We start from the raw sequence: 18,193 nt of genomic DNA on the forward strand, positions 1-18,193 counted from the left end.
GTGTCTAACTCAAACCTGGCGCACAGCCCCTTTGGCGGCGCTTGTGGTCAGTTTGGCATAGGCTTTCAGCGCCGTGGAGACTTTGCGTTTGCGCGGAGCGGCAGGTTCCCAGCCTTTTTCATCCTGCTCGGCGCGGCGGGTAGCCAGTTCTTCGTCCGAGACCGCCAGATGGATCGAGCGTTTGGGGATGTCGATCTCGATCTTGTCACCCTGGCGCACCAGACCGATGACGCCACCCTCGGCCGCTTCGGGCGAGACATGGCCGATCGACAGGCCCGAAGTACCGCCCGAGAACCGCCCATCGGTCAGCAGCGCGCAGGCTTTGCCCAGACCTTTGGATTTCAGGTATGAGGTCGGGTACAGCATTTCCTGCATCCCCGGACCACCGCGCGGACCTTCGTAGCGGATGACGACCACGTCGCCCTCTTTCACCTTGCCGGTCAGGATGTCGTTCACCGCCTGATCTTGGCTTTCGCAGACATAGGCCGAGCCGGTGAAGGTCAGGCTGGCCGGGTCCACACCGGCGGTTTTCACAATACAGCCGTCGCGCGCGATATTGCCGAACAGAACGGCCAGACCGCCATCTTGACTGAACGCGTGTTCCTTGGACCGGATCACGCCGCCTTCGCGGTCGGTGTCCAATTCTTTGTACCGGTTGGACTGGCTGAATGCCTGCGTTGTGCGCACTCCACCGGGGGCCGCTTTGAACAGGTCTTGCGCCTTGGGGTTATTGGCAACCTTGATGTCCCAATTGGCAATCGCTTCACCCATGGTGCCGGAATGTACAGTGCTGCAGCCCTCGTGCAGCAAGCCAGCGCGGCTGAGTTCCCCGAGGATCGAGAAGATGCCACCGGCGCGGTGAACGTCTTCCATATGCACATTCTCGGTATTGGGTGCGACTTTGCACAGACACGGCACTTTCCGGCTGAGCCGATCCATGTCGGACATGTCGAAATCCACGCCGCCCTCATGCGCGATGGCCAACAGGTGCAGCACGGTGTTGGTCGAGCCACCCATGGCGATATCCAGCGACATGGCGTTTTCGAACGCATCAAACGTGGCGATTTCGCGGGGCAGGAAGCCTTTTTCGTCGAGATCATAGTGGCGCTTGGTGATCTCGACGATGCGGCGACCGGCTTCAAGGAACAGCTCTTTGCGATCCGAGTGGGTGGCGAGCGTGGACCCGTTGCCCGGCAGTGCCAGACCCAGCGCCTCGGCCAGACAGTTCATCGAGTTTGCAGTGAACATGCCCGAGCACGACCCGCAGGTGGGGCAGGCATTTTCCTCGATATGCTGGACCTGCTCGTCGGTGAACCGGTCGTCGGCGGCAGCAACCATTGCATCCACAAGGTCGATTTTCTTGGCGTCCAGATCGGCGATGTCGATCTTGCCCGCCTCCATCGGCCCGCCCGAAACAAAGATCGCAGGGATGTTCAGGCGCATGGCGGCCATCAGCATACCTGGCGTGATCTTGTCACAGTTGGAGATACAGACCATCGCATCGGCGCAATGTGCATTGACCATGTATTCTACCGAATCCGCGATCACCTCGCGCGAGGGCAGCGAATACAGCATCCCGTCATGGCCCATGGCGATGCCATCATCCACGGCGATCGTGTTGAACTCTTTGGCGACGCCACCGGCCTTTTCAACCTCGCGCGCGACCATCTGGCCAAGGTCTTTCAGGTGGACGTGACCGGGCACAAATTGCGTGAACGAGTTGACGATGGCGATGATTGGCTTGCCGAAATCGTCATCCCCCATGCCGGTTGCGCGCCACAGGCCGCGGGCGCCGGCCATGTTGCGGCCATGAGTAGAGGTTCTGGATCGGTATAGTGGCATGACGCTGTGTCCCTGTTGCCTCGGGTTGCATGTCTTGGGGTTCGTACGTTATAGCGCACGTACCACATGTGCGCTATAACGCACAAGAGGATTCGAAAGACGAACGACATGGCACAGGACGACATTACGCTGAAACTACGGGATGTGCGCGCGGCCTCTGGGCTGAGCCTGTCCAAGGTGGCCGAGATGACAGGTGTCAGCAAAGCCATGCTGGGCCAGATCGAGCGCGGCGAATCCAGCCCGACCATTGCGACCCTTTGGAAGATCGCCAAAGGGTTTCAGTTGCCGCTCAGCGCGCTGATAGGATCGTCGGTGTTGCGTGACCCTACGGATGAAAGCCTGTTTCGAACCGTGACTTTCCCCGGCAGCATCGAGGTCAAGATCGTCTTTCCCTATGATCCTGTTCTGGGTGCCGAGACCTTTCATGTCGATCTGGCTCCAAATCAGAGCCACGAATCCGCTGCCCACGCCGCAGGCGTTACCGAAGAGGTGTTCGTGCTGAACGGATCGCTAGAGATTCTGCGCGATGGCGAATGGGTGCCTTTGCAATCCGGGCAAGGGCTGCGGTTTGCCGCCGATCTGCCGCATGGCTATCGTGCTGGACCGCAGGGTGCCGCGTTTCTGAACATGCACCACTATGGGCAGGCCGGTTAAGCGGTCCGCTGCCCCCATCCAGTCTTGAACCTGCACCCCTGCGCGTATAGGGAAAACCCAAGCTCGCTTAGGGGAGGCTTTGATGCAGGACGATCCGAAAACCCTCGTTTCTACCGACTGGCTTGCGGCCCATATGAAAGACCCGGACCTGCGGGTTCTGGATGGGTCGTGGTATCTGCCTGCGCAGAACCGCGATGCCAAGGCCGAATATGACGCGGCCCATATCCCCGGTGCGCGGTTCTTTGATATTGATGAAATCTCCGACCGGCGCTCGGACCTGCCGCATATGGCGCCCCCGGTTGAAAAGTTCATGTCACGGATGCGGGCCATGGGCGTGGGCGACGGCCATCAGGTTGTGGTCTATGACGGTGCCGGGCTGATGTCGGCGGCACGGGTCTGGTGGCTGTTCCGTCTGATGGGGCAAGAGAACGTGGCCGTGCTGGACGGTGGCTTTCCCAAATGGCAGGCCGAGGGCCGCGAGATCGAAGACCTGCCCCCGGTAATCCGTGACCGCCACATGACTGTGCGCGTGCAGAACCATCTGGTGCGGGACGTGACGCAGGTCTCGGCCGCTGCCAAGCTGAATGACCACGAAATCATCGACGCACGCGCGGCTGCGCGCTTTGCTGGCACTGCGCCCGAACCGCGCGAGGGGCTGCGCTCGGGCCATATCCCGGGTTCGCACAACGTACCTTTTGGCGAATTATTGAACAAAAACGGCACGATGAAATCGCCCGAGGATTGCCGCGCCGTGTTCGAGGCCGCAGGCGTTGATCTGACAAAACCCGCGATCACCACTTGCGGGTCGGGCGTGACCGCCGCGATCCTTAGCCTGGCGCTGGAACGCTTGGGCAAGAAAGACCATTCGCTTTATGACGGCTCCTGGGCTGAATGGGGTGCCTTCCCGACCCTGCCCGTCGCAACCGGAGAGAACTGATGTTCGAGAACCTCAAACCGCAGCCCGCCGATAAAATCCTGGCGCTGATGCAGATGTACCGCGAAGACCCGCGCGATCAAAAGATCGACTTGGGTGTGGGCGTCTACAAGAATGCCGAAGGCGTGACCCCGGTGATGCGCGCCGTCAAGGCCGCCGAAAAGCGCATTCTGGAGGAACAGGAGAGCAAGGCTTACACAGGTCTGGCAGGTGATCCGGCCTATGCCGATGCGATGATTAACCTGATCCTTGACGACGCCGTGCCGCGCGGCAATATCGCTGCCGTGGCAACGCCCGGTGGCACCGGTGCCTGTCGTCAAGCGTTCGAGATGATCCGCATGGCCAACCCTTCGGCGCGCGTCTTTGTGTCGAACCCAACATGGCCGAACCATCTGTCGATCCTGAACTATCTGGGGATGGAGACGGTTCCCTATCGGTACTTCGACGGTGAGACCCGTGGCGTTGATTTCGACGGTATGATTGCCGATCTGAAAACCGCCAAAGCAGGCGACGTCGTGCTGCTGCATGGCTGCTGCCACAACCCGACCGGGGCCAACCTGAACATGGTCCAATGGCAAGAGGTGGTGAACGTCATTAACGCGCTGGGCCTCGTGGCGATGGTCGACATTGCCTATCAGGGCTTTGGTGACGGGCTTGAGGAGGACGCGCAGGCAACCCGTCTGGTGGCCTCGTCGGTCAAGCGTTGCCTGATCGCGGCGTCCTGCTCGAAGAACTTCGGTGTTTATCGCGAACGGACTGGCTTGCTGATGGCGATCAGTGATGACGCAGCGCAAACGTCGCTTAACCAGTCGACGCTGGCCTTCCTGAACCGTCAGAACTATTCCTTCCCGCCCGACCACGGCGCGCGGGTTGTGACCACGATCCTGAATGACGACGCCCTGCGTGCCGACTGGGCGGCCGAGCTGGAAGAGGTCCGCCTGTCCATGCTGGGCCTGCGTCAGCAACTGGCCGATGAGCTGCAGCGCCTGACCGGATCAGACCGCTTTGGTTTTATCGCCCAGCACCGCGGCATGTTCTCGCGTCTGGGCGCAGCACCTGAATTGGTCGAGCAACTGCGCAATGATCACGGGATCTATATGGTGGGAGACAGCCGTTTGAATATCGCTGGTCTGAACTCCAACACGGTGCCGATTCTGGCCAAGGCAATTGTCGACGTAGGCGTTTAAGCCTATCTGAAACGCATATCAAAGCCGCGCCCTAGGGCGCGGTTTTTTTCATGCCTGTATGATCCAAAGAAAAAGCCGGGCGCGAACGCCCGGCTTTGGTTTGGGTATCTCAGCGATATTAACCCTTCGAGAATTCCGGGTAGGCTTCCATGCCCAGCTCGGCCATGTCGAGACCGTTGATCTCGTCTTCTTCACTGACACGGATGCCAAGGGTGGTCTTCAGGATGACCCACAGGATCAGCGCGCCGACAAAGGTGAACACACCGTAAGCTGCGATGCCCAGCAGCTGAGTGCCCAACGAGGCTTCACCATAGAAGATCACGGCGATGGTGCCCCAGATACCGGCGAACAGGTGAACCGGGATCGCACCGACAACGTCGTCCAGCTTGAACTTATCCAGCATCGGAACCGCGAAGACTACAATGACACCGCCCACGGCACCGATCCAAAGTGCACCGAACAGGGTCGGGGCCAGAGGTTCAGCCGTGATCGAGACCAGACCGGCCAGCGCGCCGTTGAGCACCATGGTCAGGTCAGGCTTTTTGTACAGCAGTTGCGTCAGGATCAGCGCGGCTACGGCACCGGATGCAGCGGCCATGTTGGTGTTGGCAAAGATGCGCGACACGTCGGAAACGTCACCCACGGTGCCCATTGCCAGCTGCGAGCCGCCGTTGAAGCCGAACCAACCCAGCCACAGGATGAACGTACCCAGGGTTGCCAGCGCCAGGTTCGAACCGGGCATCGGGTGGACTTTACCGTCTTTGTACTTGCCGATACGCGGGCCCAGAACGATCACGCCTGCCAGAGCGGCCCAGCCGCCGACCGAGTGTACAACGGTCGAACCAGCGAAGTCCGAGAAGCCAGCTTCAGACAGCCAGCCGCCGCCCCACTGCCACGAACCAGAGATCGGGTACAGGATGCCGGTCAGAACAACGACGAAGATCAGGAAGGGCCACAGCTTGATACGCTCGGCTACTGCACCTGACACGATCGAGGCCGTTGCGGCAACGAAGACCAGCTGGAAGAAGAAGTCCGATCCGATCGAGGCATAATCCAGCGCCGCATCCGCAGACGCAATGCCAACCGGATCAAGAACGGTCTGACCACCAAGGGAGAAGAAACCGTTAAAGTCGCCGGGATACATCGTGTTGAAGCCAACCAGCCAATACATGATCGCCGCAATCGAAAACAGCGCGATGTTCTTGGTCATCTGCATCGCCACGTTCTTGGAGCGCACAAGGCCACCTTCCAACATGGCAAACCCGGCCGCCATGAAGAAGACCAGGAAACCGGCCATCAGGAACAGCAGAGTGGTGAAGATATAGCCCACGTCCTCCATCGACGAAGGCGGGTCATTAGCGAAGGCAGCCGCAGGAAAGGCGACCAGCACAGCGGCTGTGGTTAGAATTCGGTTTAGTTTCATTGGATATCTGTCCTTTTACGGGTGGGGGCGCCTTACAGCGCCTCTTCGTTCGTTTCCCCGGTCCGCACGCGCAGGGCCTGCTCGACATCAAGGACGAAAATCTTGCCGTCGCCGATCTTGCCGGTCTTGGCGGTTTTGGTGATGGTTTCGACGATCTGGTCGGCCATCGTGGCGGGCACCACGATTTCCAGCTTGATCTTGGGTACGAAGTTCACGGCGTATTCGGCGCCGCGGTAAATCTCGGTGTGACCGGACTGCGAGCCGAAGCCCTTGATTTCGGTCACCATCATGCCGCGCACACCGGCCTCGGTCAGTGCCTCGCGCACCTCCTCCAGCTTGAACGGCTTGATTGTCGCAATGATCAGTTTCACGTTGATCCCCTCTGCTTCCCGGTCTGTCCGGCTTGTTTGCACTCGCAGCAAAAAAGCCTGACTGGCCGCGTTTAGGAACGCCGAGAGCAGCCAAACGCTGGGGAAATTTGCGGCGAGGTGCACAATTTTTGCACAGAATGAGGACAACGCCTAAAAATTGTGCACAATAAGGAAGCGATTTACCTGAAATTCAGACCTCAACTTCATTGGTCGGGCAAGGTATGGTGGCTCAAAACGATAACCGGGCAGAGTTCGGAAATGACAGATTCCAGGCGTCGCAAATCCCCTTTGGTTGCGGACAAAAGATACCCGTCCAAGGGTCGTAAACCCCAGGCGACCAAGCGCACCGCGAAACCTGCGGGCAAGAAGGCTGTCGCACGCAAGACCACCACCCGAAAGTCCACCCGTAAGAAAACACGTAAGAAATCAGGCGGCAAAGGGGGCGGATTTTTCCGCCGCCTGTTCCGTTGGCTCTGGCGTATGGTCTGGGGCGTGACCTGGCGCGTGGGGGCCGTGTGCGCGCTGTTGCTCGCGTTGGCGATCGGTGTTGTCTACACCTCACTGCCTGATGTCGATTCGCTGTTGGACGGACGCGCACGGGGTTCCGTGACGATGCTGGACCGCGAGGGTAAGGTCTTTGCATGGCGCGGCGACCAATTCGGCGGTGTGATCACAGCAGATACCGTTTCACCGCATCTGAAACACGCGGTCATCGCGACCGAGGATAAACGGTTCTACCGTCATTTTGGTGTCAGCCCTCGTGGTGTGGCAAGTGCCGTGCGTATCAACCTTAGCGAAGGACGGGGGCCGTTGTCGGGCCATGGGGGCTCGACCATCACGCAGCAGACGGCCAAGCTGTTGTGCCTGGGCGTGCCTTACGATCCTGCCGAGTGGGAGTCAGAGGCCGCATACGAGTCCGATTGCCGACAGGGTTCGCTCTGGCGCAAGGCAAAAGAGGCCGTCTATGCGATGGCGATGGAGGTGAAATACTCCAAGGACGAGATTCTGACGATCTACCTCAACCGTGCTTTCCTTGGCGCAGGCGCCCGCGGGTTCGAAGCCGCCAGCCAGCGTTATTTCGGTATTTCAGCGGCCGAGGTTTCACCGTCCGAGGCGGCGATGCTCGCGGGCTTGCTGGTTGCTCCCACCCGCTATGCGCCGACCAATAACCTGCAACGATCGCAGGACCGGGCGCGGCTTGTTGTTGGGTTGATGGAGGATCAGGGATACCTGTCCACCGCGCAGGCCAGCGAGGCGCGCGCACGGCCCGCACAACTGTCCGAGGCCGCGGCTGCGCGCGCAGGCGGGTATTTCGCCGATTGGGTCATGGCCAGCGGACCCGAGTTCTTTACCCGAAACACCACTGAGGATGTGGTGATCCGCACGACTCTGGATCAGCGGCTGCAGAAGTCGGCGGAAGAAGCGTTGCAATATATCTTTCAGGAAAAGGTGCGTGAAGGATCCAAGGCTCAGGCCGCGATTGTTGTGATGTCGGCGGATGGTGCGGTGCGCGCGATGGTCGGCGGACGCAAGACCCGCGTCTCGGGTGCGTTCAATCGCGCCACACAAGCACTGCGCCAGACCGGATCATCTTTCAAACCTTTCGTCTATGCGACTGCGCTTGAGCTGGGCTATTCGCCGCTGGATACGGTGATGGACGAACCCTACTGCATCGATATTCCCGGTTCGGGACCATGGTGTCCCAAGAACTATACCAACAAGTTCTATGGCCGGGTGACATTGGCAGACGCACTGATGAACTCGCTGAATATCCCGGCGGTGAAGGTGGCCGAGATATCGGGGCTTGAAAACGTGCGCACTGTTGCCAACGGGTTTGGCATCGCAAACGACTTGGCCGAGGGGCCAGCTCTGGCGCTGGGCGCGTCCGAGAGTACGCTGATCGAGATGACCGGCGCTTATGCGGGTATCCTGAACGGCGGTTCGTCGGTCGAGCCTTATGGCCTGACTGAACTGAAGCTGTTGGGCGATGAAACGCCCGTCATGGTGACGACAACTGGTATCGGCGAGCGTGTGATCAACGATAAGGCGGCCAAGCAGCTGACCTGGATGATGGAGCGTGTGGTGTCCGAAGGGACCGGCGGGCGCGCGAAACTGCCGGGTTGGCAGGTGGCAGGCAAGACAGGTACAACGCAGGCCGCTCGGGATGCGTGGTTTATCGGCTTCACGGCGGATTACGTGGCTGGTGTATGGATGGGGTATGATGACAACACGCCCCTATCCGGTGTTACCGGAGGTGGTTTGCCCGCCGAGATCTGGAAAGAGACAATGGTCCGCGTGACCGAGGGGATGACGCCCACACCACTGCCGATGTTGGCACCGGACCCGCCCGTCAGGACCGCTCAGCCACAGCAACAGCGTCGTAAAAAGCAAACCGGTTTGGATCGGGCCATCAATAACCTGCTGAACAACATTTTCGGGAATTGACCGGCCAAAGAAAAAGGCGGTGCACTGGGCACCGCCTTTATTTGACTTGGGTCGAGGGGATTAGACGCTTTCGTCTAGCGCCGCCAGAATCGCGTCACCCATTTCAGTGGTCGACACAGGCTGTACGCCCTCTTCGGCCAGCAGGTCAGCGGTGCGGACACCATCGGCCAGCACTTTTTCAATTGCCGCTTCCAGGCGATCCGCCTCATCTCCTTGATCAAAGCTATAGCGCAGCGCCATAGCAAAGCTGAGGATACAGGCAATCGGGTTGGCCTTGCCCTGACCCGCGATATCGGGGGCCGAGCCATGCACGGGTTCATACATTGCCTTGGGGCGACCGTTGGCCATCGGTGCACCCAGCGAAGCGGAGGGTAGCATCCCAAGCGAACCAGTCAGCATCGCCGCACAATCCGACAGGATATCGCCGAACAGGTTATCGGTGACGATCACGTCAAACTGCTTGGGCGCGCGCACCAACTGCATCGCGCCGTTGTCAGCATACATGTGGGTCAGCTCGACCTCGGGGTAATCGGCGGCCACACGGTCTACGACCTCGCGCCACAGGATGCCCGATTCCATCACGTTGGCTTTCTCCATCGAGCACAGCTTTTTGTTCCGGCGCATCGCCAGTTCAAAGGCCGAGCGCGCGGCGCGTTCGATTTCGGACTCGGTGTAACGCTGGGTGTTGATGCCCACGCGTTCATTGCCTTCGTTGAAGATGCCGCGCGGTTCGCCGAAATAGACGCCCGAGGTCAGCTCGCGCACGATCATGATGTCCAGTCCGGCCACGATGTCTTTCTTCAGCGACGAGAAATCCGCCAGCGCGTCAAAGCACTGGGCCGGGCGCAGGTTAGAAAACAGGTCCATTTCCTTGCGCAGGCGCAACAGGCCGCGTTCAGGTTTTACGCTGAAATCAAGATCGTCGTATTTCGGGCCGCCCACGGCACCCAGCAGAACCGCGTCCACCTCTTGTGCCTTGGCCATGGTTTCATCCGAAAGGGGCTTGCCAAGCGCGTCATAAGCGGCACCGCCGACCAGATCCTCGCTCACGTCAAAGTGAAGGCCGCGTTTGTCGCCGAACCATCCGATGATTCTGCGCACTTCGGCCATAACTTCCGGGCCAATTCCGTCTCCGGGCAGGATGAGGAGCGAAGGGTTGGACATGAAGGATCTCCTTGCGTTTCGTCGCACAGGGCCTAGCGTCTGGACCCGAGCGGGTCAATGAGACGATCCAGCCAAGTCACGAGGAAAACACATGTTAACACCGGGAAATCCTGTTCCAGGCCTGAAAATCGATACCGTCAGCCACGGAAGTTTCGATCTGGATGCCGATAAGGGTGAAAACGGCACGCTGGTGATTCAATATCGCGGGCTGCATTGCCCCATCTGCATCAAGCAGATTTCCGAGGTAGGGGCCGCGCTGGACGATTTCGCCGCTCTGGGTGTCGAGGTGATCATGGTGACCACGGATACTGCTGAACGTGCTGCGGAAACTGCCGAAAAAGCCGGGGTGTCGAGTCTGCGTGTGGGTCACAGCCTGCCTTTGGCCGCCGCGCGTGAGGATTGGGGGCTGCAAATCTCAACCGCGCGCGAGGGCAGTACCGAGCCCGCGATGTTCGCCGAACCCGGCCATTTCTATATCGGGACAGACAGAACGTTGTACTATGCGTGGCAGCAGACAACGCCGTTCGGCCGCCCGGCCATTTCTGATATCGTCGGCGGCCTGAAATTCACGTTAGGCAATGATTACCCGCCGCGTGGCACCTATACCGGCCCGCTCTGATTGAATTCTGTAACACAGCCCGGATATCTGCTGGTCCGGGCTGATGTCCTTTGCGGGGTTTGTATTACTGCTGATATCGCTTTTAGAGCCTCTAAGGCTGGGCCAGGTCGACCCATACCAAACGGTGGCGACTGGCTGCTTGCGCCTCTTTTCGCAAGCCTGTGTCTGTGTCGGGCCAATGAATGCCCGCGTCCACCACGCGCAAATGCGTCGAAGGCAGAACGTAGTCGACCCGCATTTCCCCAACTGCTTTCCAACTGACTGTGGCCGTGTTGCCGGTTGGGTCCGCAGGCTCGGGGTCTTGCAGACGTTGGTCTTCTAACAGCATGCGAATGGCCTCTTTGCGCCCTTCACCCCGTGACGGGTCCAGGTTTGCGTCTCCGGCAATGACGAAAGCCGCGTGGGGTGGTGTGCCGATCCGATCGTCTAAAAGGGCACGCCACAACAGGATTTCATCTTTGTTGCGCAGGCCATTGCGGTCTTCAGGCCCGTCGAACACCGGCGGCGCCGCGTGGAAGGTTAGCAGGTCCAATGGCCCAAAGGGCGTTTCGATCGGAACAACCCAATGCCCGACCGAAGACAAGCGCTGAACGCGGTGCGCCGCGTCGGATGGGAAGGGGGCACCATCCTTGACCGGTAGCTGCGCATCGGGTGCATTGCGCCACAGCAATGGCGTGAAATCCTGAACGCCTTCACGCACAATGGGATAGCGGGACAGAACTACTATGCCCGCCTGACCAGTAAAGCGACCCCAACCCTGAGCGTCTCCGGGACCATGTGTGCGACCATCGCCATCCAGATCCAGATCGGTTTCCAAACCTGCGTTTGGTTGCGCGGAAAAGTGGTGCAAATAGTCCAGCCCAGCCAAGCGCAGCTCGGACTTCAGAGCAGCAAGCACTTCGCCATTCAGGTCCCAGTCGACACCCTGAAGCGCAACGATATCGGGGCGGGTCCGTGTCAGAACCGCGACCACGGCCTGTACCTGCGTATCGCCGCGCCGAATATCGCGCAGCAGCAGGCCCGGGCCGTCACGGCTGAGTTCGGTGTTGAAGGAGGCTACACGGATGGTGTCTGCCTGCGCCGCAAAGGGCAGCAGCAGCAAAAGCAAGACGCGGATCATGCGGTCTGTGTGGACTCGGTTGTTGAATATGCGCGGCGCTTTTCGACGATCAGGTTCGCGATGCGCAGGGTGGCCATACCACGCATTATCATACTAGCCGGCAGGAAGGCCCAGGCGCTCATGGTCCAGATCAGCGTCTGCGGGTTACTGAGCGAGATCGGATTCGCATAGTCGGTCAGCAGTTTGATCAGCGCCGGTATCAGGAAGGGCAGCAATACTCCGATCGAGATATTCAGACGACCGTCTCGCTGCAGGCGGGTGACGACGTCTCCGCCTTTGGTTGGGTCGAACAGGGGTAGGTTGGTCCAGACATTGAACGCGCCATTGCCTGTGGGCCACCCGCGCAGTTTAACCGCATATGCAAAGCTGCCGATCGTGGCCAGCGCAGCCACATACGCAACGCTGGCTGAAATGCGAACCAGTTCGGTCAGTGGAATGCTTGCGTCAACGGGCAGCATTAGAACTATCAGCCGAACGGGCGAATACGGGAAATCGACGACATTCGCGACACCAACGCCTATCGTGTAGAATACCTCGGTCAGAGCGGTCGGCGCGTAGGCATTCTTGCAGATCAGTGTCAGGAACATGATCATCGATACAAGTCCGACGAACCTCAGGCGGTTTACAGGCGGCGCATCTCGGAATTCGATAAAGCTGGGAAAGGCCGAGTTATATTCGGCAAAGGTCAGGAAAAACGCGAGAATGGCGAGAAACACGACGATCTCGGTCCCATTCGTTGACGATACGGGCAGATACAACGCGGGGGTCAGCACCATCAGTGCAACCAATATCCCCCGAATTGCCGCCCCTGTTGTGCGCGCAATCACTATCCGAACCCTTTCAAACTGGATAGGCCGATTCTTTGCCGACTTCTTTCCAACTTGTGCCCGCCGTTGATTATTCTGACGGATGCCTCTTTAGCGCCAACACTGGCCCCCTAAGGCACTTCGCTCAAGCCAAGGTGCAGAAAACACGCCATTTTGGGCAAAAAGATGGCAAAACTGGTGCGGGTTTGCATCATTCGTGTCGCAAATCCGACGCGGTATTTAAGATGCCCGCTACATGTTGTGGTTGCGTTAATCTCGACCCCAAGAATGCGAAAGGGGCCGCTGACGCGACCCCAATAAGTTGAGTGTTTGCAGAATCGAAAGAATCAGACCCAGGGGCGGGCCTGGCTTGCGTGATCCTCGAACTTGTCGATGTGGTGATCTTTCTCCATGGTCAGGCCAATGTCGTCCAGACCGTTCAGCAAGCAATGTTTGCGGTGCGGGTCGATGTCAAACGTGATCTCGACGCCGTCCGAAGTGGTGATCTTCTGCTCTTCCAGATGCACGGTCATGCGGGCGTTTTCACCCTTATGCGCGTCATCCATCAGGATCGCATGGTGCTCGTCCTCGACCACGATGGGCAGGATACCGTTCTTGAAACAGTTGTTGAAGAAGATGTCGGCAAAGCTGGTCGAGATCACGACCTTGATGCCGAAATCCTTGATCGCCCAGGGCGCGTGTTCGCGCGACGAGCCGCAGCCGAAATTGTCGCCGGCCACCAGAATTTCGGTGTTGCGATAGGCGGGTTTGTTCAGAACGAAATCTTCGTTCTCGCCGCCGTGGTCGTGATAGCGCATCTCGTCAAACAGCACGACGCCAAGGCCGGACCGTTTGATCGTTTTCAGGTGCACTTTGGGGATGATCATATCGGTGTCGATATTGATCAGCGGCATTGGGGCGGCCACCCCGTGGACTTTTTCGAACTTTTCCATCTCTACACTCCTGCAGGGGAGGGCCGCGCCCGTGCCCTGCTTTTAAGCTTGTTTCGCTTCTGTGGTTTCGTCAGGTGATAGGGTGGCATCGGGGTTGTTCTTGACGAAGAACGCCATGAAGACCAGACCAAGCCCGTTGAACAGCATCTCGATCCCCAGCAGAATGCCCAGCAACTGGAACAATACCGCAGGGTCGGTGGCAGCAAAGCGCCAGATCAGGACAGCCAGAACAATCGACATCACGCCCGAGATCAGCGTTGCCCAGAAATACTGTGTGCCACGCATCTGGAACGACAGGATAACCCGGGCGATACCGCCAGCCAGAAACAGGATCAGGCAGACGGTTGCCAATGTCAGCGTGCCCTCAAGCGGATGCATCCAGAAGGACCATCCAAGGAACACCATCACCACACCCATGATAAGCGACAGGATCTTGTTACCGGTGCCCTCGACCGTAAAGCCGCCGACAATCTGCAACACACCCGAAATCAGCAGTAACACACCGGTTACCACCGTTACTGCAATAGACGCCACCGCGGGCGCGCCCAGCACAAAGATGCCAAACGCGATGGACAGAAGCCCCAACAGCAGCCATTTGATCCAGTCACTCATCAGTTCAATCCCTCAAATATTCAGATATGAGGGTACCTTACATCAATTCACGGACGTCTGTCAGCCGTCCTGTGAGTGCCGCAGCGGCAGCCATGGCCGGGCTTAGCAGGTGGGTGCGGCCTCCGCGGCCCTGACGGCCTTCGAAGTTGCGGTTCGAGGTCGCGGCACAGCGCTCGCCCGGTTGCAACTGGTCGGGGTTCATCGCCAGACACATGGAGCATCCCGCCAGACGCCATTCGAATCCGGCCTCTTTGAAGATATCTGCCAGCCCTTCTTCCTCGGCCTGCAGGCGCACAAGGCCCGAGCCAGGCACGACCATGGCGCGCATTCCGTCCTTGATCTTTTTGCCCTTCAGGATTTCAGCAGCTGCGCGCAAATCTTCGATCCGGCCATTGGTGCAAGACCCGATAAAGACGGTGTCGATTTCCACATCGCTCAGCTTTTGACCGGCTTCCAGACCCATATACTCGATCGAGCGGCGGGCCGCGTCGACCTTGCCACCTTCGAAATCTTCGGGGTTCGGCACGGTTGCGGTGATCGGCAACACGTCCTCGGGGCTGGTGCCCCATGTGACGACGGGCGCGATGTCTTCACCGCGCAGGGTGATAACTTTGTCGAAATGCGCGCCTTCGTCGGTGTAGAGCGTTTTCCACCAGTCCATCGCGGCTTCCCATTGCGCGCCTTTCGGGGCGTGGGGGCGGCCTTTGACATATTCGAACGTGGTCTCGTCGGGGGCGATCAGGCCCGCGCGGGCGCCACCTTCGATCGCCATGTTACAGACGGTCATGCGGCCTTCCATCGACAGATCGCGGATCGCTTCACCGCAATATTCGATGACATAGCCGGTGCCGCCAGCGGTACCGGTCTCACCGATCACGGCCAGAGTGATGTCCTTGGCGGTCACGCCCGGCTGCAATTTGCCGGTGATTTCCACCTTCATGTTCTTGGATTTTTTCTGGATCAGGGTCTGCGTGGCCAGAACGTGCTCAACCTCGGATGTGCCGATGCCGTGGGCCAGCGCGCCAAACGCGCCGTGGGTGGCGGTGTGGCTGTCGCCGCAGACAACGGTCATGCCGGGCAGGGTCCAGCCCTGTTCGGGGCCGACAATGTGGACGATGCCCTGACGCACGTCATGCACAGGATAGTAGTGAATGCCAAAATCCTTGGCGTTCTTGTCCAGCGCCTCGACCTGAATGCGCGATTCCGGGTTCTCGATCCCGTTCACACGGTCCGGCGTGGTGGGTACGTTGTGATCCGGCACGGCGATGGTTTTTTCCGGCGCGCGCACTTTGCGGCCCGCCATACGCAGCCCTTCAAAGGCCTGCGGGCTGGTCACTTCGTGAACCAGGTGGCGGTCAATATACAGCAGGCAGGTGCCATCATCGGCTTCGTGCGCGACATGGGCATCCCAGATCTTGTCATAGAGTGTTTTGGGGGACATCGGTCCTCTCCCGTATGTAATGAGAAATGGCTGGCGAAATGGCTCAGGCCGCGGATAGCCGCGCCAGAACCGTGCGGGCAGCGCCAAAGAACCGTTCACGCAGACGCGCGCGGTCTTCCAGGTTCTGAATTTGGGCTACAGTGAGTCTCATGGCGTCCAGATATATCGCGGCTTGCCGTCAATCAAGGTTCAAAACTGCGTCAGGCTTGCATCATGGGGCTGTGGTGTCCAAGCTGGGGGCATGAATCAAGACCTGATCCCCAGCTCGCTGTCGGACCTTTATGACAACATGGTCGCGGGCTTTTCGGTGCAATTCGAAAACCTTCTTGAACTGGTGGTCACGCCGGGCTGGCGTCAGCACCAGCTGGTGATCATTCTATTGCTATGGGCTTTGGCATTTGGCCTTAAACTTTTCACGCAAGGCCGGTGGGATTCTTGGGCGCGGGCGCGCACGGGGTGGCCCAAATGGCGTTTGCGCGTTTTAGTACAGCTGATGCAGCGCTTGACGCTGGTCTATTTCGTAGTGCTGTCCTGGGCACTGTATCTGGTCATGCAGCAGATCACATGGCCGTCCCGCAGCTATATCATTGGCGTTATCGCGACTTTGGCGACGGCGTGGTTGGCCATAGCGCTGGTGGCGCGACTGGTGCGCAACCGGACGCTGCGGCGGATCTTCAAATGGGCCATGTGGGTCTATGCAACGCTTGTTGCCCTGAATCTGACTGATGACGTGGCCGAGTTTTTGGACGGAGTCGCGATTTCTATCGGAGATCTGCATATCTCGGTGCTGGGGATCATCAAGGCGACGCTGTTGATCGGTGTTCTGCTGACGTTGGCGCGTGTGGGTACGCGCGCAGCCGAACGTGGTTTGAAAAACAACGACGACATTACGCCTTCCATGCAGGTGCTATTGGCCAAGGGCATTCAGGTGGTTTTGTATGGTGCGGTTTTCTTGGCAGCCATTCGAACGCTGGGCTTTGACCTGACCGGGATTGCGCTGTTGTCAGGTGCCATCGGTGTGGGCATCGGGTTTGGGCTGCAAAAGGTGGTGTCTAACCTGATCTCGGGGATTATCATCTTGATGGATCGCTCGATCAAGCCGGGCGATGTGATCTCGCTTGGCGATACGTTTGGGTGGATCAATGCGCTGGGCGCGCGTTATGTCTCGGTCGTGACACGGGATGGGCGGGAATACCTGATCCCGAACGAAGATCTGATCACCAGTCAGGTCGTGAACTGGTCGCATTCCGACAAGTTCGTGCGGCTGGATCTTGAGTTCGGCACCAGCTACGACGACGACCCGCACCAGGTACGTGCAACGGCCATCAAATCAGTAAAAGCGGTAGGTCGGGTTCTGAGCGGGGGTCTACATGAACCGGTCTGCCATATTACCGGTTTCGGGGACAGCAGCGTCGACTATGTACTGCGCTTTTGGATCAGCGACCCGACCAAGGGGCTGACGAACATCCGTGGCAATGTCTATCTGGCGCTGTGGGATGCGTTTAAAGCCGAGGGGATATCTCTGCCTTTCCCGCAGCGTGAAGTGCGACTTTTGTCCGACGCAGAGTAGCAACAGATCGCATTGGAGTGACCCTACGTTGCGCGGCGGTTCATTGAAATGTTGCATTCCCCTTGTTACCCTATTAGTACCCCGGCGCCGGGATTTGATGGCGTGCAGCAAAGGAGGACTATGTCCTGTCTCTACATACCCAGGCGGGTTTGCCCGCCGATGACGGGGCCAGCGTGATGGCCCACTCTCAGTCAATCAGCGACAAGCTGCTTGAGCGTATCCTTTCCTCACTTTCCGATGACAAGGCCGAAGACGTCGTGCAGATCAACCTGCAAGGTAAGTCTTCTGTTGCGGATCACATGGTGATTGCCTCGGGTCGGTCGACCCGTCAGGTGGCGGCCATGGCGGAAAAGCTGACGGATCGCATCAAGCAGGAATTCGGTTTCACCTCGAAGGTCGAAGGCAAGGATGCCGGCGACTGGGTGCTGATCGATACGGGCGACGTGATCGTCCATATCTTCCGCCCCGAAGTTCGTGAATTCTACCAGCTGGAAAAGATGTGGCTGCCTGCGGGCGGCAGCGCCTCGGCCAACTGAGGCGCCATCCCGGCCCCTGTTGAAGGGTCGGAGGCGAGAGAGACATGCGCATCAGCATAGTTGCGGTCGGGCGATTGCGCGCCGGACCCGAAAAGACCCTGCTTGACGATTACCTGACCCGATTTGACCGGACCGGCCGCGCGCTGGGCCTTGGTCCCGCGCGGGTGATTGAGGTTGAAGACAAAAAAAACGCAGGCATGGGGGCTGAGGCCGCGCTGCTACGCAAGGCGCTGCCCAAGGGCGCGGTGATCTGTACGCTGGACGAACGCGGGCGAGTGATGTCCTCGCCGGATTTTGCCAAAAAGCTGGGCGGCTGGCGTGATGCCGGGCGGCAGGATTTGGCGCTGATCATCGGCGGGGCTGACGGAATAGACCCTAATCTGCGGGATGAAGCGGATTTTTCCATCTCATTCGGGTCGATGGTCTGGCCCCATATGCTGGTCCGTGTGATGCTGGCCGAGCAACTCTATCGGGCCGCGACCATTCTCTCGGGCGGCCCTTACCATCGGGTCTGAT

18 protein-coding genes are annotated in these 18,193 nt (G+C 59.1%); 8 read left to right on the forward strand and 10 right to left on the reverse strand.

The window, feature by feature from the left end:
- Positions 1-9: 9 nt before the first annotated feature.
- Positions 10-1,842: a dihydroxy-acid dehydratase gene (gene ilvD, locus ABWV79_RS05500; protein WP_170353840.1), complete on the reverse strand. Its 1,833-nt coding sequence runs from the start codon at positions 1,840-1,842 to the stop codon at positions 10-12.
- A 108-nt stretch (positions 1,843-1,950) separates the two neighbouring features.
- On the opposite strand from ilvD, the gene ABWV79_RS05505 reads away from it, so the two are divergent.
- From ABWV79_RS05505 to ABWV79_RS05515, 3 genes are all read left to right on the forward strand, one after another.
- Positions 1,951-2,496 carry a helix-turn-helix domain-containing protein gene (locus ABWV79_RS05505; RefSeq protein ID WP_170353838.1) on the forward strand — a complete coding sequence of 182 codons (546 nt, stop codon included), beginning with the start codon at positions 1,951-1,953 and terminating at the stop codon, positions 2,494-2,496.
- An 82-nt stretch (positions 2,497-2,578) separates the two neighbouring features.
- Complete coding sequence (sseA, locus tag ABWV79_RS05510) at positions 2,579-3,433, forward strand: 3-mercaptopyruvate sulfurtransferase (RefSeq protein WP_353390839.1); 855 nt, start codon at positions 2,579-2,581, stop codon at positions 3,431-3,433.
- Positions 3,433-4,617: an amino acid aminotransferase gene (locus tag ABWV79_RS05515; protein WP_353390841.1), complete on the forward strand. Its 1,185-nt coding sequence runs from the start codon at positions 3,433-3,435 to the stop codon at positions 4,615-4,617. The genes sseA and ABWV79_RS05515 overlap by 1 nt, the downstream gene beginning before the upstream one ends.
- Positions 4,618-4,735: 118 nt before the next feature.
- On the opposite strand, the gene ABWV79_RS05520 is transcribed toward ABWV79_RS05515, so the two are convergent.
- Both ABWV79_RS05520 and ABWV79_RS05525 read right to left on the reverse strand, forming a co-directional pair.
- Positions 4,736-6,040, reverse strand: coding sequence for an ammonium transporter AmtB (locus ABWV79_RS05520; RefSeq protein ID WP_170353832.1), 1,305 nt, complete (start codon positions 6,038-6,040; stop codon positions 4,736-4,738).
- Between the two features lie 32 nt (positions 6,041-6,072).
- Positions 6,073-6,411, reverse strand: a complete 339-nt coding sequence (locus ABWV79_RS05525) for a P-II family nitrogen regulator (RefSeq protein WP_058273036.1) — start codon at positions 6,409-6,411, stop codon at positions 6,073-6,075.
- Positions 6,412-6,669: 258 nt separating this feature from the next.
- Here ABWV79_RS05525 and ABWV79_RS05530 point away from each other — a divergent pair, with 258 nt between their 5' ends.
- On the forward strand, positions 6,670-8,856 hold the full coding sequence (locus ABWV79_RS05530) for a transglycosylase domain-containing protein (protein ID WP_353390844.1): 2,187 nt from the start codon (positions 6,670-6,672) through the stop codon (positions 8,854-8,856).
- Between the two features lie 60 nt (positions 8,857-8,916).
- Here ABWV79_RS05530 and leuB read toward each other — a convergent pair whose 3' ends face one another.
- Entirely contained in the window at positions 8,917-10,020 is a 1,104-nt protein-coding gene (gene leuB, locus ABWV79_RS05535) for a 3-isopropylmalate dehydrogenase (RefSeq protein WP_353390846.1), read from the reverse strand.
- A 91-nt stretch (positions 10,021-10,111) separates the two neighbouring features.
- Here leuB and ABWV79_RS05540 point away from each other — a divergent pair, with 91 nt between their 5' ends.
- Entirely contained in the window at positions 10,112-10,639 is a 528-nt protein-coding gene (locus tag ABWV79_RS05540; RefSeq protein WP_353390848.1) for a redoxin domain-containing protein, read from the forward strand.
- Positions 10,640-10,730: 91 nt separating this feature from the next.
- Here ABWV79_RS05540 and ABWV79_RS05545 read toward each other — a convergent pair whose 3' ends face one another.
- From ABWV79_RS05545 to ABWV79_RS05570, 6 genes are all read right to left on the reverse strand, one after another.
- Positions 10,731-11,759 carry an endonuclease/exonuclease/phosphatase family protein gene (locus tag ABWV79_RS05545; protein WP_353390850.1) on the reverse strand — a complete coding sequence of 343 codons (1,029 nt, stop codon included), beginning with the start codon at positions 11,757-11,759 and terminating at the stop codon, positions 10,731-10,733.
- A complete protein-coding gene (locus tag ABWV79_RS05550; protein WP_209195591.1) occupies positions 11,756-12,586 on the reverse strand; it encodes a hypothetical protein in 831 nt (276 codons plus the stop codon). The genes ABWV79_RS05545 and ABWV79_RS05550 overlap by 4 nt, the downstream gene beginning before the upstream one ends.
- A gap of 326 nt (positions 12,587-12,912) precedes the next feature.
- Positions 12,913-13,518, reverse strand: coding sequence for a 3-isopropylmalate dehydratase small subunit (gene leuD / locus ABWV79_RS05555; RefSeq protein WP_353390852.1), 606 nt, complete (start codon positions 13,516-13,518; stop codon positions 12,913-12,915).
- Positions 13,519-13,560: 42 nt separating this feature from the next.
- A complete protein-coding gene (locus tag ABWV79_RS05560) occupies positions 13,561-14,130 on the reverse strand; it encodes an HdeD family acid-resistance protein (protein WP_209195589.1) in 570 nt (189 codons plus the stop codon).
- A 37-nt stretch (positions 14,131-14,167) separates the two neighbouring features.
- The gene (gene leuC, locus ABWV79_RS05565) at positions 14,168-15,571 is read right to left on the reverse strand and encodes a 3-isopropylmalate dehydratase large subunit (protein WP_170353822.1); all 1,404 of its coding nucleotides are present in this window, start codon (positions 15,569-15,571) and stop codon (positions 14,168-14,170) included.
- Positions 15,572-15,614: 43 nt separating this feature from the next.
- Positions 15,615-15,722 (reverse strand): isopropylmalate isomerase, encoded by a 108-nt coding sequence (locus ABWV79_RS05570; RefSeq protein ID WP_170675431.1) that lies wholly within the window; start codon positions 15,720-15,722, stop codon positions 15,615-15,617.
- 90 nt (positions 15,723-15,812) lie between these two features.
- On the opposite strand from ABWV79_RS05570, the gene ABWV79_RS05575 reads away from it, so the two are divergent.
- The 3 genes from ABWV79_RS05575 to rlmH all read left to right on the forward strand — a co-directional run bounded on the left by ABWV79_RS05575 (position 15,813) and on the right by rlmH (position 18,192).
- On the forward strand, positions 15,813-17,141 hold the full coding sequence (locus tag ABWV79_RS05575) for a mechanosensitive ion channel family protein (protein ID WP_170755335.1): 1,329 nt from the start codon (positions 15,813-15,815) through the stop codon (positions 17,139-17,141).
- 176 nt (positions 17,142-17,317) lie between these two features.
- Positions 17,318-17,677 carry a ribosome silencing factor gene (gene rsfS, locus ABWV79_RS05580; RefSeq protein WP_170353820.1) on the forward strand — a complete coding sequence of 120 codons (360 nt, stop codon included), beginning with the start codon at positions 17,318-17,320 and terminating at the stop codon, positions 17,675-17,677.
- 44 nt (positions 17,678-17,721) lie between these two features.
- Positions 17,722-18,192 carry a 23S rRNA (pseudouridine(1915)-N(3))-methyltransferase RlmH gene (rlmH, locus tag ABWV79_RS05585; protein ID WP_170353819.1) on the forward strand — a complete coding sequence of 157 codons (471 nt, stop codon included), beginning with the start codon at positions 17,722-17,724 and terminating at the stop codon, positions 18,190-18,192.
- The last annotated feature ends 1 nt before the right edge of the window (position 18,193 follow it).

The organism is Ruegeria sp. HU-ET01832 (genome assembly GCF_040371315.1).
Taxonomy (GTDB): domain Bacteria; phylum Pseudomonadota; class Alphaproteobacteria; order Rhodobacterales; family Rhodobacteraceae; genus Ruegeria; species Ruegeria lacuscaerulensis_A.

Bases quoted from the DNA above. Each gene is read 5' to 3' on its own strand.
- ABWV79_RS05520 (WP_170353832.1), bottom strand. From the start codon at position 6,040: ATGAAACTAAACCGAATTCTAACCACAGCCGCTGTGCTGGTCGCCTTT.
- ABWV79_RS05515 (WP_353390841.1), top strand. From the start codon at position 3,433: ATGTTCGAGAACCTCAAACCGCAGCCCGCCGATAAAATCCTGGCGCTG.
- leuC (WP_170353822.1), bottom strand. From the start codon at position 15,571: ATGTCCCCCAAAACACTCTATGACAAGATCTGGGATGCCCATGTCGCG.
- ilvD (WP_170353840.1), bottom strand. From the start codon at position 1,842: ATGCCACTATACCGATCCAGAACCTCTACTCATGGCCGCAACATGGCC.
- ABWV79_RS05560 (WP_209195589.1), bottom strand. From the start codon at position 14,130: ATGAGTGACTGGATCAAATGGCTGCTGTTGGGGCTTCTGTCCATCGCG.
- ABWV79_RS05570 (WP_170675431.1), bottom strand. From the start codon at position 15,722: ATGAGACTCACTGTAGCCCAAATTCAGAACCTGGAAGACCGCGCGCGT.
- leuD (WP_353390852.1), bottom strand. From the start codon at position 13,518: ATGGAAAAGTTCGAAAAAGTCCACGGGGTGGCCGCCCCAATGCCGCTG.
- ABWV79_RS05545 (WP_353390850.1), bottom strand. From the start codon at position 11,759: ATGATCCGCGTCTTGCTTTTGCTGCTGCTGCCCTTTGCGGCGCAGGCA.
- sseA (WP_353390839.1), top strand. From the start codon at position 2,579: ATGCAGGACGATCCGAAAACCCTCGTTTCTACCGACTGGCTTGCGGCC.
- ABWV79_RS05540 (WP_353390848.1), top strand. From the start codon at position 10,112: ATGTTAACACCGGGAAATCCTGTTCCAGGCCTGAAAATCGATACCGTC.
- rlmH (WP_170353819.1), top strand. From the start codon at position 17,722: ATGCGCATCAGCATAGTTGCGGTCGGGCGATTGCGCGCCGGACCCGAA.
- ABWV79_RS05505 (WP_170353838.1), top strand. From the start codon at position 1,951: ATGGCACAGGACGACATTACGCTGAAACTACGGGATGTGCGCGCGGCC.
- ABWV79_RS05530 (WP_353390844.1), top strand. From the start codon at position 6,670: ATGACAGATTCCAGGCGTCGCAAATCCCCTTTGGTTGCGGACAAAAGA.
- leuB (WP_353390846.1), bottom strand. From the start codon at position 10,020: ATGTCCAACCCTTCGCTCCTCATCCTGCCCGGAGACGGAATTGGCCCG.
- ABWV79_RS05575 (WP_170755335.1), top strand. From the start codon at position 15,813: ATGAATCAAGACCTGATCCCCAGCTCGCTGTCGGACCTTTATGACAAC.
- rsfS (WP_170353820.1), top strand. From the start codon at position 17,318: ATGGCCCACTCTCAGTCAATCAGCGACAAGCTGCTTGAGCGTATCCTT.